The organism is Streptomyces sp. NPDC126497 (assembly GCF_040302425.1).
Lineage (GTDB): Bacteria > Actinomycetota > Actinomycetes > Streptomycetales > Streptomycetaceae > Streptomyces.
Genome location: NZ_JBEORT010000016.1, coordinates 1 through 15,725, shown reverse-complemented (window position 1 = coordinate 15,725; position 15,725 = coordinate 1). Strand labels below are relative to the sequence as shown.

Below are 15,725 nucleotides of genomic sequence, written 5' to 3'. Positions count from 1 at the left end.
GCACAACAGGCCCGGGAGGGGCCCCCACCGCCCCGCGGCCCGTACCGCCCTCGTTCCACGAGATGTGGCGGCAGTTGCTGCCCGTCGGGCGGGACGCCGCCTCCGGTGGCTACCGGCGGTTCGCCTGGACCGGGGCCGACTCCGACTGCCGGGCGTGGTTCGAGGAGCAGGCCCGTGGCCGGCGGCTGGCCTACGAGGTCGACCGGAACGGCAACCAGTGGGCCTGGCTCGGGGACCCGGCCGACGGGGACGCCGTCGTCACCGGGTCGCACCTCGACTCCGTGCCCGACGGAGGGGCCTTCGACGGGCCGCTGGGGGTCGTGTCCGCCTTCGCCGCGCTCGACGAACTGCGCCGCAGGGGAGCGCGGTTCGGCAGGCCCGTCGGCATCGTCAACTTCGGGGACGAGGAGGGCGCCCGGTTCGGACTCGCCTGCGTCGGCTCCCGGCTCACCGCCGGCGTGCTCACCGCCGGGCAGGCCCGCCGGCTCACCGACGGGGACGGCGTCACGCTCCCGCGGGCCATGGAGGCCGCCGGGCACGACCCCGACGCGATCGGACCCGATCCCGAACGGCTCGACCGCATCGGCGCCTTCGTCGAACTCCACGTCGAGCAGGGCCGGTCCCTGGACCTGTCCGGCGACCGCGTCGGCATCGCGTCCGCCATCTGGCCGCACGGCCGCTGGCGGTTCGACTTCCGGGGAGAGGCCAACCACGCCGGCACCACCCGGCTCGCCGACCGGCGCGACCCCATGCTGTCGTACGCCCGGGCCGTCCTCGTCGCCCGCCGGGAGGCCGAACTCGCCGGTGGGGTGGCCACCTTCGGGAAGGTCGCCGTCGAGCCGAACGGCGTCAACGCCGTCCCCTCCCTGGTGCGCGGCTGGCTCGACTCCCGCGCCCCCGACCAGGAGAGCCTGGACGCCGTCGTCGAGGGCGTGCGGCGGGCGGCGCGCGCCCACGCGCGGGAGCACGGCGTCGCCCTCGACGTCGCACGCGAGTCCTTCAGCCCCGTCGTCGAGTTCGACCACGCCCTGCGCGACGAACTCGCCCGCATCCTCGGTCGCGGCACCGGCCTCCGGGTGCCCGTCCTCGGCACCGGCGCCGGACACGACGCCGGAATCCTCTCCGGACGCGTCCCGACCGCCATGCTGTTCGTGCGCAACCCCACCGGCGTCTCGCACTCCCCGGCCGAGTCCGCCGACGAGGACGACTGCGTGGCCGGGGTCCTCGCCCTCGCCGACGTACTGGAAGGACTGGCCTGCACGTGACCGCCACCCCACGGACGTACTGGCTGGAGCACGCCTGGCCCGGCACCCTCCCCCGAGCCCTCGGCTCCGCTCGAGCAGGGGGGACCCCCGTCGAGTCGGGCGTGGCCCTGGAGGTCCGCGACGGCCGCATCACCGCCGTCCGCCCGGACACCCCCGCCCCGCCGCCCGGCGCCGAGATCCTGCGCGGACTGACCCTGCCGGGACTGGCGAACGCGCACAGCCACGCCTTCCACCGCGCCCTGCGCTCCACCGTCCAGGTGGGCTCCGGCACCTTCTGGACCTGGCGCGAGGCCATGTACGCCACGGCCGACCGGCTCACCCCGGACACCTACCACGCCCTCGCCCGGGCCGTGTACGCCGAGATGGCGCTGGCCGGCATCACGACGGTCGGCGAGTTCCACTACGTCCACCACGCCCCCGGCGGCACGCCCTACGCCGACCCCAACGCCATGGGGGAGGCGCTCGTCGAGGCCGCCGCCGAGGCCGGCATCCGCATCACCCTCCTCGACACCGCCTACCTCTCCTCCGGTTTCGGGCGGCCTCCCACCGCCCACCAGCTCCGCTTCTCCGACGGTGACGCGGACGCCTGGGCCCAGCGCTGTTCCCTCCTGAAGGAGCGGGACCACGCACGGACCGGAGCGGCGATCCACTCCGTCCGGGCCGTGCCGGCGGAGCAGTTGGCGACCGTGGCCCGGTGGGCCGAGGAGCGGCGGGCCCCGCTCCACGTGCACCTGTCCGAGCAGACCGCCGAGAACGACGCCTGCCGCGAAGCCCACGGGTGCACCCCGGCGCAGCTCCTGGCCCTGCACGGCGTCCTCGGACCGCGCACCACCGGCGTCCACAACACCCACCTCACCGCCGAGGACATCACCCTCATCGGCGGCAGCGGCACCGGCACCTGCATGTGCCCGACCACCGAACGCGACCTCGCCGACGGCATCGGCCCCGCCGCCGCCCTGCAGGGCGAGGGCTCCCCGCTCTGTCTCGGCTCCGACAGCCACGCCGTGATCGACCTGCTCGAGGAGGCCCGCGCGATGGAGCTCGACGAGCGCCTGCGCACCCGCACCCGCGGCCACTGGACGGCCGCCGCACTGCTGCGGGCCGCCACCGCCGACGGACACGCCGCCCTCGGCTGGGACGACACCGGCCGCATCGAGGCCGGGGCCCGCGCCGACCTCACCACCCTCGCCCTCGACTCGGTCAGGACGGCGGGGACACCGCCCCGGCTCGGCGCCGAGACGGCCGTGTTCGCGGCGACCGCGGCGGACGTGCGGCACACGGTCGTGGGAGGCCGCCACGTCGTGCGCGACGGGGCGCACACGCTCGTCCCCGACGTGCCCGGAGCCCTCGCGCAGGCCGTCGGGGCACTGCGCGCCTGACGACCACCCGTGAGGACACCATGAGCAGCACCGTCATCAGCGACATCGCCACGCTGGTCACCAACGACCCCTCCCTGGGGGACGGGTCCCCCCTCGGGCTGGTCCGGGACGCGGCCGTCGTCATCGAGGGCGACCGCGTCGTGTGGACCGGTGAGTCGGGCAAGGCGCCCGCCACCGACAGCAGGGTCGACGCCGGGGGCCGGACGGTCCTGCCGGGCTTCGTCGACTCCCACTCCCACCTGGTCTTCGCCGGTGACCGCACCGAGGAGTTCAACGCCCGGATGTCCGGCCGCGCCTACGGCGCCGGCGGCATCCGCACCACCGTCGCCGCCACCCGGGCCGCCGGCGACGCGGAACTGGAGGCGAACCTCGTCCGTCTCCTCGGCGAGGCGCTCCGCCAGGGCACCACGACCTTCGAGACCAAGTCCGGCTACGGCCTGACCGTCGGGGACGAGGCCCGCGCCCTGCGGCTGGCCGCCCGCCACACCGACGAGGTCACCTACCTCGGCGCCCACGTCGTCGCGCCCGAGTACGCCGAGGACCCGGCCGGATACGTGGACCTGGTCACCGGCGCGATGCTGGACGCCTGCGCGCCGCACGCCCGCTGGATCGACGTCTTCTGCGAGGAGGGCGCCTTCGACGGCGACCAGGCCCGTGCGGTCCTCACCGCCGGGAAGGCGAAGGGCCTGCACCCGCGCGTCCACGCCAACCAGCTGTCCTACGGCCCCGGCGTCCGGCTCGCCGTCGAGCTCGACGCGGCCAGCGCCGACCACTGCACCCACCTCACCGACGCCGACGTGGACGCCCTCGCGAACAGCCGCACCGTCGCCACCCTGCTCCCCGGCGCCGAGTTCTCCACCCGCGCCGAGTGGCCGGACGCCCGGCGGCTGCTGGACGCGGGCGTCACCGTCGCCCTGTCCACCGACTGCAACCCGGGCTCGTCCTTCACGTCCTCCGTCCCCTTCTGCGTCGCGCTCGCCGTGCGGGACATGGGGATGACGCCGGACGAGGCGGTCTGGTCGGCCACCGCGGGCGGCGCCGCGGCCCTGCGTCGCACCGACGTCGGCCGGCTGGCCCCGGGCGCGTACGCCGACCTCGTCCTCCTCGACGCCCCGAGCCACGTCCACCTCGCCTACCGGCCCGGTGTCCCGCTGGTCGCGGGGGTGTGGCGGCGGGGCGTACGCAGGGTGTGAGCGCCCTGGAGGACGAGCGCGTCACCCGGTGAGGATCACTCCTCGACCGTGAGCCCCTTGCGCAGCTTCACCAGTGTCCGGGACAGCAGGCGGGAGACGTGCATCTGGGAGATGCCCAGTTCCTCGCCGATCTCCGACTGGGTCAGGCCCGCGACGAAGCGGAGGGAGAGGATCTTCCGGTCCCGCAGCGGCAGTTCGGCGATCAGCGGCTTCAACGACTCGATGTACTCGATGCCCTCGAGCCCGTGGTCCTCGTAGCCGATCCGGTCCGCCAGCGCGCCCTCGGTGTCGTCCTCCTCCGGCTGGGCGTCCAGCGAGGAGGCGGTGTAGGCGTTCGACGCCGCCATGCCCTCGACGACCTCGTCGTCGCTGATGCCCAGACGCTCCGCCAGCTCGGCCACCGTCGGCGCCCGGTCCAGCTGCTGGGCCAGCTCGTCGCCGGCCTTGGCCAGGTCGAGCCGGAGCTCCTGCAGCCGGCGCGGCACCCGCACGGACCACGAGGTGTCACGGAAGAAGCGCTTGATCTCGCCGATGATGGTGGGCATCGCGAAGGTGGGGAACTCCACGCCGCGCGACATCTCGAAGCGGTCGATCGCCTTGATCAGGCCGATGGTGCCGACCTGGATGATGTCCTCCATCGGCTCGCTGCGCGAGCGGAACCGGGAGGCGGCGAACTTGACCAGGGCGAGGTTCAGTTCGACGAGCGTGTCGCGTACGTACGAGTACTCGTGGGTGCCTTCCTCCAGCGACTCCAGGCGCTCGAAGAGGGTCTTGGACAGGGCTCGCGCGTCGACCGGCCCCACCTCGTCGTACGGGGGGATCTCGGGGAGTCCGGCGAGGGGACCGTCCGGGACGGCGCCCGGGTCGTCCCGATCGATGGGATCCAGATGTTCCGGAAGGAGTGTCGACGTCGCTTTCGGGGTACGCGATCCGTCGAGCCGGGGTGACATGATGTCCTCCATCGTTCTCGGCATATGGCTGCCGAAGCCGATACGTGCACTGCGGTGTGCGGCGCCTCCAAAGCCGGCCGTGTCGGTTACGTGTTCTTACTAGCCCTACCCGCTTTCCGGAGCCGACCGCAAGTGCGGTCTGTTGGCATATGTCCGTTTGCGTGTAATTGTTCGGCTGTCGGAGTGTGGCCGGAAGGCGTAATGTTCGAGGACGTCAGCAGGCAGCCACGACGTCGGGAGAGAGAGACGGCATGGACCGCGGGACGGTCGGCAGCGCACAGTCTGGCCGGCTTCTGGTCGAGGTGCGAGAAGAGGGCCCCAGTGCCGTCGTGACTCCGGCGGGTGAGTTGGACCACCACACCGCCGATCTGTTGCGTGAGCCACTGGAGGACTGCCTCGCCAAGGGATTCAAGCGGCTCGTCATCGACTGCTCGCGCCTGGAGTTCTGTGACTCCACGGGGCTGAACGTGCTGCTCGGTGCCCGGCTGAAGGCCGAGGCCGCCGGGGGTGGGGTCCATCTCGTGGGGATGCAGCCCGTCGTCGCGCGGGTCTTCGAAATCACGGGAGCGGACGCGGTGTTCGCCGTGCACGACACTCTCGAGGCGGCGCTGGCCGACGATTCCGCGTGACGCGCGCGGGCAGGCCCGGCCGGGTCCTCCCGTCGTCCTCGCCGGAGGGCCGCCTCCGGCGTGCCTTTTCGTGCGCGTACGGGGGTGTCCCCCCGGTCCGCCCGGGCAGGAGACATCCTGAACGTGCCGGACGCGGCGATCGCGGAAGTGCCGAGAACCGGATGGGCCGTGCGCGCGTGATGGATCTAGTACAGAGACTTTTGAATCGTGAACTGGTGACACGGTGAGGTGAAGCGCTGATGAGCACCACCCGGCCCTACTCGCCGGGCGACCGCGGTCCGGAGCCCAGCGGCGCTTCCGGGACGCCCGGGGGCGGCGCGCCCGACGCGGGTGCCGCCGTGCCGACCGCGCCGACGGATTCCGCGGATTCCCCGGGCGGCGGCCAGGTCCGCCGGCTGAGCTTCGACGACCAGAGCGGCGTCGTACCGCTCGCCCGTGACTTCACCCGCCAGGCGCTGTACGCGTGGGGCTGGCTGCCCGCCGCCACCGCCGACCGGCGGGCCGCGGCCGAGGACGTCCTGCTCGTCGTCTCCGAGCTGGTCACCAACGCCTGTCTGCACGCCGAGGGGCCGGACCACCTGGCCATCACCTGCGACAAGAAGGTGATCCGCATCGAGGTCACCGACCGGGGCACGGGCCAGCCGGCCCCGCGCACCCCGCACCGGGCGGGCCGTCCGGGCGGCCACGGCATGTTCATCGTGCAGCGGCTCTGCCTGGACTGGGGGGTCCTGCGGGCCCCGGACGTCACGGGCAAGACGGTCTGGGCGGAGCTCGGGGCACCGGCGTGAGCCCACCCCGCACGGCACCACCGCGTACGAAGGGCCCCGCATCCACCGGATGCGGGGCCCTTCGCCGAGCCGTGGGGGGAAGGCTCAGCGCACGTCGCCCATGAGGGCCTTGACCTTGTTGCGGTACATCCACACCGCGACACCGGCGACCACCGCGAGGCTCGCCTCCAGCGCGACGATGCCCGTCTTGTTCAGGTCGACGCCGGCGAGGGAGAGCAGACCGGTCGTGGCGTCACCGGCGGTGACGGCCAGGAACCAGACGCCCATCATCTGCGAGGCGTACTTCGCGGGCGCCATCTTCGTGGTGACCGACAGGCCGACCGGGGAGAGCAGCAGCTCACCGACGGTCTGCGTGAAGTAGATCGCCACCAGCCACAGCGCCGCGGCCTTGTGACCGCCCTCGGCGATCGACAGCGGGGCCAGGAAGAGGAAGAAGGACGCGCCGACCAGCATCAGGCCGGAGGAGAACTTCACGATCGTGCTGGGCTCCTTGCCGCGCCGGTTCAGCGCCAGCCAGATCCAGGCGAAGACCGGGGCCAGCGCCATGATCAGGACCGGGTTGACCGACTGGTACCAGGAGACCGGGAACTCCCAGCCGAGGACGGTGTTGTCGGCCGACGAGTCGGCGAAGATCGACAGCGTCGAGCCGCCCTGGTCGTAGATCATCCAGAACACGGCCGCGGCGACGAAGAACCAGATGTACGCGGACATCTTCGACTGCTCGGCGCGGTCGAGCTCCCTGTCGCGCTTGATGCGGGCCAGCACCATCACCGGGATGATCACACCGAGCAGCGTCAGCGGGACCAGGACCCAGTTCAGCGTGTAGTGGCCGGAGAGGCCCAGGGCCGCGTAGGCGACGACGGCGATGCCCGCCCAGAGGGCGGCCTTGCGCAGGGTGGAGGACTTCTCCTGGGCCGACAGCGGCTTCGGGACGACGCTGGAGTGCGCGTCCAGGTGGCGGCTGCCCAGCAGGAACTGCACCAGGCCCAGGCCCATGCCCAGCGCGGCGAGCGCGAAGCCCAGGTGCCAGTCGACGCTCTCGCCGATGGTGCCGATGATCAGCGGAGCGGCGAAGGCGCCCAGGTTGATGCCCATGTAGAAGACGGTGAAGCCACCGTCCCGGCGCGGGTCGTCCGGGCCCTTGTAGAGGTGGCCGACCATGGTGGAGATGTTGGCCTTCAGCAGACCGGAGCCGATGGCGACCAGACCGAGACCCGCGTAGAAGGTGCCGGAGGACGGCAGGGCCAGCGTCAGGTGGCCCAGCATGATGACGCCGCCGGCGACGGCGACGGTCTTGCGGGGGCCCCAGACGCGGTCGCCGAACCAGCCGCCGGGCATGGCGAGCAGGTACACCAACGACACGTACACCGAGTAGATCGCCGTCGCGGTGCCGGCGTTCAGGGCCAGGCCGCCCGGCGCGACGAGGTACAGCGGGAGCAGAGCCCTCATGCCGTAGTAGGAGAAACGCTCCCACATCTCGGTCATGAAGAGAGTGGCCAGTCCGCGGGGGTGGCCGAAGAAGGTCTTCTCGGAACCGGGGGTGCCCGGAGTGACCGAGTCCTTCGTCAGGCTGGACGCCATGGTCGATCCTTGCTGGTCGGGACGCGTCGCGCGAGCGTGTACGCGCCCGGTGGGGGGCGGCCGGCACCGGCGGGTCCGTACGTCCACCCCACGCCCGGGGGAGGCCGCTCCGGGTCGCGGAACGGCGGACGGCGACCACCGGGATCCACGCCTCTGCGCGCGTCAGTGCGCGGTGAGGCCCGGCCACAGGTCATTCCTTCCGGGGCCGGCGAAGAAGCCGGCCCGCACACAAAGGGGACCCTCGGCGTCGACTGCGCCAAAGGTCCTCGTGGTGCAACAGGCGTTGATTCACCATACGGCAGGACAGTGCCGGATATGGAAGGACTTGAGACACGGATCACAGGTTTTGCCGGACCGTGATCACCCATTCGAAGGTTTCTCCCAGGTTCGCACCCCACAGCCGCAGGTGCGAATCGGAGCGCCCCCGGGTGAGAAACGGGTATGACGGAGGTAAGAACCAACGTTCGTGATCACACCCCGGGCCCCTCGGCGGCGGGACTACCATCACTCCATGACCCGTGTACTGCTCGCCGAGGACGACGCGTCCATCTCGGAGCCGCTGGCCCGCGCCCTGCGCCGGGAGGGCTACGAGGTCGAGGTGCGTGAGGACGGACCCGCCGCGCTCGAAGCCGGCATGCAGGGCGGTGTCGACCTGGTGGTGCTGGACCTCGGACTGCCCGGCATGGACGGCCTGGAGGTCGCCCGCCGGCTCCGCTCCGAGGGGCACACGGTCCCCCTGCTGATCCTGACCGCGCGCGCCGACGAGGTGGACACGGTCGTCGGCCTGGACGCGGGCGCCGACGACTACGTCACCAAGCCGTTCCGGCTCGCCGAGCTGCTGGCGCGGGTCCGGGCCCTGCTGCGGCGCGGTTCCGTCGAGCCCCAGCAGCCGCCCGCCACCCACGGGGTGCGCATCGACGTCGAGTCGCACCGGGCGTGGATGGGCGACGAGGAGCTCCAGCTCACCGCGAAGGAGTTCGACCTGCTGCGGGTCCTGGTGCGGGACGCGGGCCGGGTCGTCACCCGCGACCAGCTGATGCGCGAGGTCTGGGACACCACCTGGTGGTCCTCCACCAAGACCCTCGACATGCACATCTCCTGGCTGCGCAAGAAACTGGGCGACGACGCGGCCAACCCCCGCTACATCGCGACCGTGCGCGGCGTGGGCTTCCGGTTCGAGAAGAGCTGACCCCGTCGGGGTCCGCCAGTGGGTAAGAGGACATGCGCCGCCGTCTGATCCAGTCCACGCTCGCCGTGGTGCTCGTCGTGATCGCCGTCTTCGGCGTCTCCCTGGTGATCGTGGAGACCCGCACCATCAGCGAGAGCGCCAAGGAGCGGGTGGAGTCCGAGGCGGTGCGGCTGGCCAGCATCGTCGACAGCCGGCTGCTCGTCGAGGACAAGGTCACCGCCGACATCATCAGCGACCAGGTCGCCGAGGACCGGTACGCCGTCATCCGGATCCCCGGCAAGCCGCCCATCGAGGTCGGCGACAAACCGGACGGCGACGTCATCAGCGCCACGGAACCCGGCGAGGAGGGCGAGACCGTCACCGTCCAGGAGCCGCGCTCCTCGGTGACCCGGGAGGTCGGCCGTACGCTGCTGATCATCGGCCTGGTGGCGCTGCTCGCGGTGATCGCGGCGGTGCTGCTGGCGATCCGCCAGGCCAGCAGGCTCGCCTCCCCGCTGACCGACCTGGCGGAGACCGCCGAACGCCTCGGCTCCGGCGACCCCCGCCCCCGCCACCGCCGCTACGGCGTGCCGGAGCTGGACCGGGTCGCGGACGTGCTGGACCACTCCGCCGAACGCATCGCCCGCATGCTGACCGCCGAGCGGCGGCTGGCCGCCGACGCCTCCCACCAGCTGCGCACCCCGCTCACCGCCCTGTCCATGCGCCTGGAGGAGATCACCCTCACCGACGACCTGGACACGGTGAAGGAGGAGGCCACGATCGCGCTGGCGCAGGTGGAGCGGCTGACGGACGTGGTGCAGCGGCTGCTGACCAACTCCCGCGACCCGCGCACCGGCTCCGCGGTCACCTTCGACCTCGACGAGGTGATCCAGCAGCAGCTCGCCGAGTGGCGCCCCGCCTACCGCAGCGCGGGCCGTGCGATCGTCACCTCCGGCAAGCGGCAGCTGCGGGCGGTGGGCACGCCGGGCGCGGTCGCCCAGGTGCTGGCGGCGCTGATCGAGAACTCGCTGATGCACGGGGGCGGCACGGTCGCCCTGCGCACCCGGGTCACCGGCAACCAGGTGGTCGTCGAGGTCACCGACGAGGGGCCGGGCGTCCCCGCCGACCTGGGCTCGCGGATCTTCGAACGGGCGATCAGCGGCCACAACTCCACCGGCATCGGCCTCGCCGTCGCCCGGGACCTGGCGGAGGCGGACGGCGGCCGTCTGGAGATGCTCCAGGCCAGTCCGGCCGTCTTCGGCCTGTTCCTGTCCCGCACACCGCCCCCGAAGCCCTCGGACGACGAGCCCCGCCGGACCGTGCGCTGAGCCGCGTGCGGACTACGGCACGCGCTGCGTCGCGCGGGAGCCGCCGGCGGACGCGCCCCGGGCCACCGGCTCCCGGGCCGGCAGCGCGCGGAACACCCAGGTGCGGTACGACCAGAAGCGGAACAGGGTCGCCACGCCGATGCCGAGGAACTTGAAGACGTTGCTCTGCAGCGGGCTGTCCCAGCCGAAGCCGTACGTCGCCGTGTACAGCACGCCGTTCTCGATCACCAGACCGACCGCGCTGAACAGCAGGAACAGGGACATCTCACGGGTGCGCCCGGACTTGTCGCGGTCCCGGTAGGCGAAGTACCGGAAACCGACGTAGTTGAAGACGATCGCGACGACGGTCGCGATGACGCTCGCCCGCACCACCTGCAGGTCCGTCACCTGCCGGACCAGGTTGAACACACCCAGGTTGACCAGTACGCCGGCTCCCCCCACCGCGCCGAACTTGGCCACTTCCCGGAAGAGCCGTCGAAGCCCCGGGGAACCGCGTTCCATCGCCTGCAGGCTCCCGTCCGTCGAATGCGTCAACCCAGCCATGCTAACCACCCGCCCGCGCGATCTTCCTGCGGACGCGGGCCGTGACCGCGGTCCCTCCCGCGGAACGGACGCGGAATCGGCCACCGTGGCGCGGGCCGATACCCTGGGCACGTGACGTTCCCGGTAGTCGGCATGGTCGGCGGTGGCCAGCTCGCTCGTATGACACACGAGGCGGGCATCCCGCTCGGCATCAGGTTCAAGCTCCTCAGTGACACTCCGCAGGACTCGGCGGCCCAGGTGGTGAGCGATGTCGTCGTCGGCGACTACCGCGACCTGGAGACGCTGCGCGCGTTCGCGCGCGGCTGCGACGTGATCACCTTCGACCACGAGCACGTGCCCACCGAGCACCTCAGGGCCCTGGAGGCGGACGGCATCCCCGTCCGCCCCGGCCCCGACGCGCTGGTGCACGCCCAGGACAAGGGCGTGATGCGCGCGAAGCTCGACGCGATCGGCGTGCCGTGCCCGCGGCACCGCATCGTGACCGATCCCGAGGACGTGGCCGCGTTCGCGGCCGAGGGGGAGGGTTTCCCCGTCGTCCTCAAGACGGTCCGCGGCGGCTACGACGGCAAGGGCGTGTGGGTCGTCGGCTCCGTCGAGGAGGCGGCCGAGCCGTTCAGGGCGGGCGTCCCCGTCCTCGCCGAGGAGAAGGTCGACTTCGTGCGCGAGCTGGCCGCCAACGTGGTCCGCTCCCCGCACGGTCAGGCCGTCGCCTACCCGGTCGTGGAGTCCCGGCAGGTGAACGGCGTCTGCGACACCGTGATCGCGCCCGCGCCCGGCCTCGACGAGGACCTCGCGCTGAAGGCCGAGGAGATGGCGCTGAGCATCGCCAAGGAACTCGGTGTCGTCGGCCACCTCGCGGTCGAGCTGTTCCAGACCCGCGACGGCCGCATCCTCGTCAACGAGCTCGCGATGCGCCCGCACAACTCCGGACACTGGTCCATGGACGGCGCGATCACCTCGCAGTTCGCCAACCACGTCCGCGCCGTCCTCGACCTCCCGCTCGGCGACCCCCGCCCGCGGGCGACGTGGACGGTCATGGTCAACGTCCTCGGCGGCGACTACCCGGACATGTACTCCGCGTACCTGCACTGCATGGCCCGCGACCCCCAGCTGAAGATCCACATGTACGGCAAGGACGTGAAGCCCGGCCGCAAGGTGGGCCACGTCAACACCTACGGCGACGACCTGGACGACGTGCTGGAGCGCGCCCGTCACGCAGCCGGCTACCTGAGAGGCACGATCACCGAATGAGCCCGGTCGTAGGCATTGTCATGGGGTCGGACTCCGACTGGCCCGTCATGGAGGCGGCCGCCAAGGCCCTCGGCGAGTTCGAGGTCGCCTACGAGGTCGACGTCGTCTCCGCGCACCGCATGCCCCGCGAGATGATCGCGTACGGCGAGCAGGCCGCGGACCGGGGCCTGAAGGTGATCATCGCGGGCGCGGGCGGCGCCGCCCACCTGCCCGGCATGCTCGCCTCCGTCACCCCGCTGCCGGTGATCGGCGTGCCCGTGCCGCTGAAGTACCTCGACGGCATGGACTCCCTGCTGTCCATCGTGCAGATGCCGGCCGGTGTCCCGGTCGCCACCGTCTCGGTGGCCGGCGCGCGCAACGCGGGACTGCTCGCGGCCCGGATCCTCGCCGCCCACGACGAGGAGCTCCTCGGCCGGATGCGGGAGTTCCAGCAGGAGCTGAACGACCAGGCCACCGAGAAGGGCAAGCGGCTGCGCGCCAAGGCCGAGGGGTCCGGCAACGGCTTCGGCTTCGGCGCGTGAGCGGGGCGGGTGCCATGACGTCCCTCGACGACGCCCGCGCGCTGCTGGCCGAGTTCCCCGTGGTCGACGGGCACAACGACCTGCCCTGGGCACTGCGCGAACAGGTCCGCTACGACCTCGGCGCCCGCGACATCGCCGCCGACCAGTCCGCCCACCTGCACACCGACATACCCCGGCTGCGCGCGGGCGGGGTCGGGGCGCAGTTCTGGTCGGTGTACGTCCGCGCGGACCGGCCCGACCCGGTGCCGGCCACGCTGGAGCAGATCGACTGCGTACGGCAGCTGCTGGCCCGTCACCCGGAGGAGCTGGCGCCCGCGCTGACCGCCGCCGACATGGAGGCGGCGCGCGCCCAGGGCCGTATCGCCTCCCTCATGGGGGCGGAGGGCGGCCACTCCATAGCCGGCTCCCTCGGCACGCTGCGGGGGCTGTACGACCTCGGGGTGCGCTATCTGACCCTCACGCACAACTTCAACGTGCCGTGGGCGGACTCGGCGACCGACGAGCCCGGCGTGGGCGGTCTGTCGGCCTTCGGCCGCGAGGTGGTGCGGGAGATGAACCGGCTCGGCATGCTGGTCGACCTCTCCCACGTCGCCGCCACGACCATGCGGGACGCGCTGGACGCCACCTCCGCGCCGGTGATCTTCTCCCACTCCTCCGCCCGCGCGGTCTGCGACCATCCGCGCAACATCCCCGACGACGTGCTGGAGCGGCTGCCCGCCAACGGCGGCGTCGCGATGGTGACGTTCGTGCCGAAGTTCGTGCTGCAGGCCGCCGTCGACTGGACGGCGGCGGCCGACGAGAACATGCGCGCCCACGGCTTCCACCACCTCGACACCACCCCCGAGGCGATGAGGGTCCACCGCGCCTTCGAGCAGACCCACCCGCGTCCGGTCGCCACCGTCGCCACGGTGGCCGACCACCTGGACCACATGCGCGAGGCCGCCGGCATCGACCACCTCGGCATCGGCGGCGACTACGACGGCACGGCCTTCACCCCCGACGGCCTCGGCGACGTCTCCGGCTACCCGAACCTGATCGCCGAGCTCCTCGACCGCGGCTGGTCCAGGGCCGACCTGGCCAAGCTCACCTGGAAGAACGCGGTACGGGTGCTGGGCGCCGCGGAGGACGTGGCGCGGGGGCTGCGGGCCACCCGGGGACCGTCCAACGCCACCCTGGAGGCGCTCGACGGCTGAGGGGCGGCCGTACCCCCGGACGCCGCGTCCACCAGGAAGCCGGCGGGGCTCCGTGCGACGGTGACCGTACCGCCGAGGTCACGGCGGACGGACCCCGTGACGGCCGGTCACCAGGACGGCCTGCGCCCCGCCGCCGAGGCCGGCCGCGTCGACGAGCCGTACCCGCGGGAGGCGGTCGTGGTCGCGCCGGAGGCGTGCGCACCCGTCCGCGACCCGGACGCCGGGCCCCCGGCCCGCGCCCGGGCCGTCCTCGCCGCCCACGCGGCCCGGCAGCGCCGTCCCCCGTCGACGGCGACCGCCGCCGACCCGGACGGCCGGGCGGTCAGGGCTGTTCGATCCGGCAGAGGCAGAACGGGTGCCCCGCCGGATCGGCGTACACCCGGAAGTCCTTGCGCTCGTCGTCCTCCCGGTCCAGCACCCGCGCCCCCAGCGCCAGCACCTTCTCCTCGGCCGCGTCGACCTCCTCCCAGGTCCCCCCGGCGTCGAAGTCGAGGTGGAACTGCTGGGAGTCGTGGTCGGCGCTCGGCCACTTCGGCGGGGTGTGCCCCGGCGCCCGCTGGAAGGCGAGCCGGGGACCGGAGGGGAGCTGCAGCACCACCCAGTCCGGGTCCTCCTCGACGGGCGTGCCGCCGGCCACGGCCGCGTAGAAGACGGCCAGTTCGCCCGGGTCGGGGCAGTCGAGAACGACGGAACGGAAACGGGCCGCAGGGGCCATGGGTCCTCCCGGAGTCAGCGGGTCAGCAGGCACACAGGCAGAACGGGTGCCCGGCCGGATCGGCGTAAACCCGGAAGGTCCGCGAGCGGTCCCCGGTGTCCAGCGGCCGCGCGCCCAGCGCCAGCACCTCCTTCTCGGCCGCGTCCAGGTCCTCGACCGTCAGGTCCAGGTGGAACTGCTGCGAGCCGTCGTCCGACGGCCACCGCGGCGGCACGTACCCGGGGGACGCCTGGAAGGCGATGGCCGGGCCGCCGGGCACCTCGAGGTCGACCCACTCGCCCTCGCCCTCCACCGTGCCGCCCACCAGCCCGGCGTAGAAACCGGCCAGCGCGCGGGGGTCGGGACAGTCCAGGACGACGGCGCCCACCTTGGCAAGCGGCATGACTACCTCCTCGTCGTTACCGGTAGATCGATTCAACCGGTATCCGTTACTGCATGCTTCCCCATAGGGGGTAACCTCGCAAGGGGAAATCAGGAGGTACGGTCCAGGCATGAGCGAGAGAGCGGCCCCGCCCGGGCGGCTGGCCCTGGTCCAGGACCTGGTCAACACGCTGGACCTCGAGTCGGGCGCCGACGCGCTGGACACGGCGGACGGCCGCGCGCCCTTCGGGCTCACCGAGGACGCCGTCGCCCCCGCCCGCGAACTGCGCGAGTCCCTGCGCGCCACGCTCCTCGCCCACGCCGGGCACCCGCCCCACCGCGCGGTCACCCCGCTCGGCGAGCTGCTCGCCCGGGCGCCCCTGGTGGTGACGGTCGACCCGGCGGACGGCTCCGCCGCCCTCGCCCCCGTCGACGAGGGCTCCCTGCTCTCCCGCACGGCCGCCGCCGTCGCCGAAGCGGTCACGGCGGGCACCTGGAACCGGCTGAAGGCCTGCGAGGCCGCCGACTGCCACTGGGCGTACTACGACCGCAGCCCGGCCGGACGCGGCCGCTGGTGCTCCATGCAGGTGTGCGGGGCCCGCGCGAAGATGCGCCGCTACCGGGCGAAGGGCGCCTGAGCGCTCCGCCGCAGGCACCTCGCCGGTCGTCCGCCGCGCCGTCGTGGCCGGCCGCGCCCACGCGGCGGCGGCCGCCCGCCGGTACGGTCCCGCGCCCCTTCGGGGCACAGCCGTGCCGCGCCCGCGCCCGGTGGGGCAGAATGCAGCGGGACGCCGGGTGGGCCGGCAGAGCCGCGGCCCAACCCGCGGCCCCCCGTACCGGCTAGGCGGGGTGATAGGGAGT

General features: G+C 72.9%; 16 protein-coding genes. 11 read left to right on the top strand and 5 right to left on the bottom strand.

Annotated features, from left to right (window positions below; translation table 11 throughout):
- Positions 1–62: 62 nt before the first annotated feature.
- Genes ABTY20_RS10795 through hutI form a run of 3 tightly spaced genes read left to right on the top strand, consistent with a single transcriptional unit; the run spans position 63 to position 3,837 of the window.
- Positions 63–1,265 (top strand): allantoate amidohydrolase, encoded by a 1,203-nt coding sequence (locus ABTY20_RS10795; RefSeq protein ID WP_351996633.1) that lies wholly within the window; start codon positions 63–65, stop codon positions 1,263–1,265.
- On the top strand, positions 1,262–2,644 hold the full coding sequence (locus ABTY20_RS10790; RefSeq protein WP_502991789.1) for a formimidoylglutamate deiminase: 1,383 nt from the start codon (positions 1,262–1,264) through the stop codon (positions 2,642–2,644). The genes ABTY20_RS10795 and ABTY20_RS10790 overlap by 4 nt, the downstream gene beginning before the upstream one ends.
- Positions 2,645–2,664: 20 nt before the next feature.
- The gene (gene hutI / locus ABTY20_RS10785) at positions 2,665–3,837 is read left to right on the top strand and encodes an imidazolonepropionase (RefSeq protein ID WP_351996632.1); all 1,173 of its coding nucleotides are present in this window, start codon (positions 2,665–2,667) and stop codon (positions 3,835–3,837) included.
- Between the two features lie 35 nt (positions 3,838–3,872).
- On the opposite strand, the gene ABTY20_RS10780 is transcribed toward hutI, so the two are convergent.
- Positions 3,873–4,787, bottom strand: coding sequence for an RNA polymerase sigma factor SigF (locus ABTY20_RS10780; RefSeq protein ID WP_351996689.1), 915 nt, complete (start codon positions 4,785–4,787; stop codon positions 3,873–3,875).
- Between the two features lie 251 nt (positions 4,788–5,038).
- Here ABTY20_RS10780 and ABTY20_RS10775 point away from each other — a divergent pair, with 251 nt between their 5' ends.
- Both ABTY20_RS10775 and ABTY20_RS10770 read left to right on the top strand, forming a co-directional pair.
- The gene (locus ABTY20_RS10775; RefSeq protein WP_030821652.1) at positions 5,039–5,416 is read left to right on the top strand and encodes an STAS domain-containing protein; all 378 of its coding nucleotides are present in this window, start codon (positions 5,039–5,041) and stop codon (positions 5,414–5,416) included.
- Between the two features lie 239 nt (positions 5,417–5,655).
- Positions 5,656–6,204 (top strand): ATP-binding protein, encoded by a 549-nt coding sequence (locus ABTY20_RS10770; RefSeq protein WP_351996631.1) that lies wholly within the window; start codon positions 5,656–5,658, stop codon positions 6,202–6,204.
- Between the two features lie 84 nt (positions 6,205–6,288).
- Here ABTY20_RS10770 and ABTY20_RS10765 read toward each other — a convergent pair whose 3' ends face one another.
- Positions 6,289–7,785: an oligopeptide:H+ symporter gene (locus ABTY20_RS10765; protein WP_351996630.1), complete on the bottom strand. Its 1,497-nt coding sequence runs from the start codon at positions 7,783–7,785 to the stop codon at positions 6,289–6,291.
- A 511-nt stretch (positions 7,786–8,296) separates the two neighbouring features.
- Between ABTY20_RS10765 and ABTY20_RS10760 the strand changes: the two genes are divergently transcribed.
- Both ABTY20_RS10760 and ABTY20_RS10755 read left to right on the top strand, forming a co-directional pair.
- Complete coding sequence (locus tag ABTY20_RS10760) at positions 8,297–8,974, top strand: response regulator transcription factor (RefSeq protein WP_351996629.1); 678 nt, start codon at positions 8,297–8,299, stop codon at positions 8,972–8,974.
- Positions 8,975–9,006: 32 nt separating this feature from the next.
- Positions 9,007–10,281 carry a sensor histidine kinase gene (locus ABTY20_RS10755; RefSeq protein ID WP_351996628.1) on the top strand — a complete coding sequence of 425 codons (1,275 nt, stop codon included), beginning with the start codon at positions 9,007–9,009 and terminating at the stop codon, positions 10,279–10,281.
- A 12-nt stretch (positions 10,282–10,293) separates the two neighbouring features.
- Here ABTY20_RS10755 and ABTY20_RS10750 read toward each other — a convergent pair whose 3' ends face one another.
- On the bottom strand, positions 10,294–10,782 hold the full coding sequence (locus ABTY20_RS10750; protein WP_351996688.1) for a GtrA family protein: 489 nt from the start codon (positions 10,780–10,782) through the stop codon (positions 10,294–10,296).
- 153 nt (positions 10,783–10,935) lie between these two features.
- On the opposite strand from ABTY20_RS10750, the gene ABTY20_RS10745 reads away from it, so the two are divergent.
- The 3 genes from ABTY20_RS10745 to ABTY20_RS10735 are packed head-to-tail and all read left to right on the top strand — an operon-like array spanning position 10,936 to position 13,789.
- Positions 10,936–12,075, top strand: a complete 1,140-nt coding sequence (locus ABTY20_RS10745) for a 5-(carboxyamino)imidazole ribonucleotide synthase (RefSeq protein ID WP_351996627.1) — start codon at positions 10,936–10,938, stop codon at positions 12,073–12,075.
- Positions 12,072–12,596: a 5-(carboxyamino)imidazole ribonucleotide mutase gene (gene purE, locus ABTY20_RS10740; RefSeq protein ID WP_351996626.1), complete on the top strand. Its 525-nt coding sequence runs from the start codon at positions 12,072–12,074 to the stop codon at positions 12,594–12,596. The genes ABTY20_RS10745 and purE overlap by 4 nt, the downstream gene beginning before the upstream one ends.
- Positions 12,597–12,610: 14 nt before the next feature.
- Complete coding sequence (locus ABTY20_RS10735) at positions 12,611–13,789, top strand: dipeptidase (protein ID WP_351996625.1); 1,179 nt, start codon at positions 12,611–12,613, stop codon at positions 13,787–13,789.
- A 322-nt stretch (positions 13,790–14,111) separates the two neighbouring features.
- Here the strand turns inward: ABTY20_RS10735 and ABTY20_RS10730 are convergent, their stop codons facing one another.
- The gene (locus ABTY20_RS10730) at positions 14,112–14,504 is read right to left on the bottom strand and encodes a VOC family protein (RefSeq protein WP_351996624.1); all 393 of its coding nucleotides are present in this window, start codon (positions 14,502–14,504) and stop codon (positions 14,112–14,114) included.
- 22 nt (positions 14,505–14,526) lie between these two features.
- Positions 14,527–14,886: a VOC family protein gene (locus ABTY20_RS10725; protein WP_351996623.1), complete on the bottom strand. Its 360-nt coding sequence runs from the start codon at positions 14,884–14,886 to the stop codon at positions 14,527–14,529.
- Positions 14,887–14,995: 109 nt separating this feature from the next.
- On the opposite strand from ABTY20_RS10725, the gene ABTY20_RS10720 reads away from it, so the two are divergent.
- Entirely contained in the window at positions 14,996–15,502 is a 507-nt protein-coding gene (locus tag ABTY20_RS10720) for a CGNR zinc finger domain-containing protein (protein WP_351996622.1), read from the top strand.
- Positions 15,503–15,725: the final 223 nt, after the last annotated feature.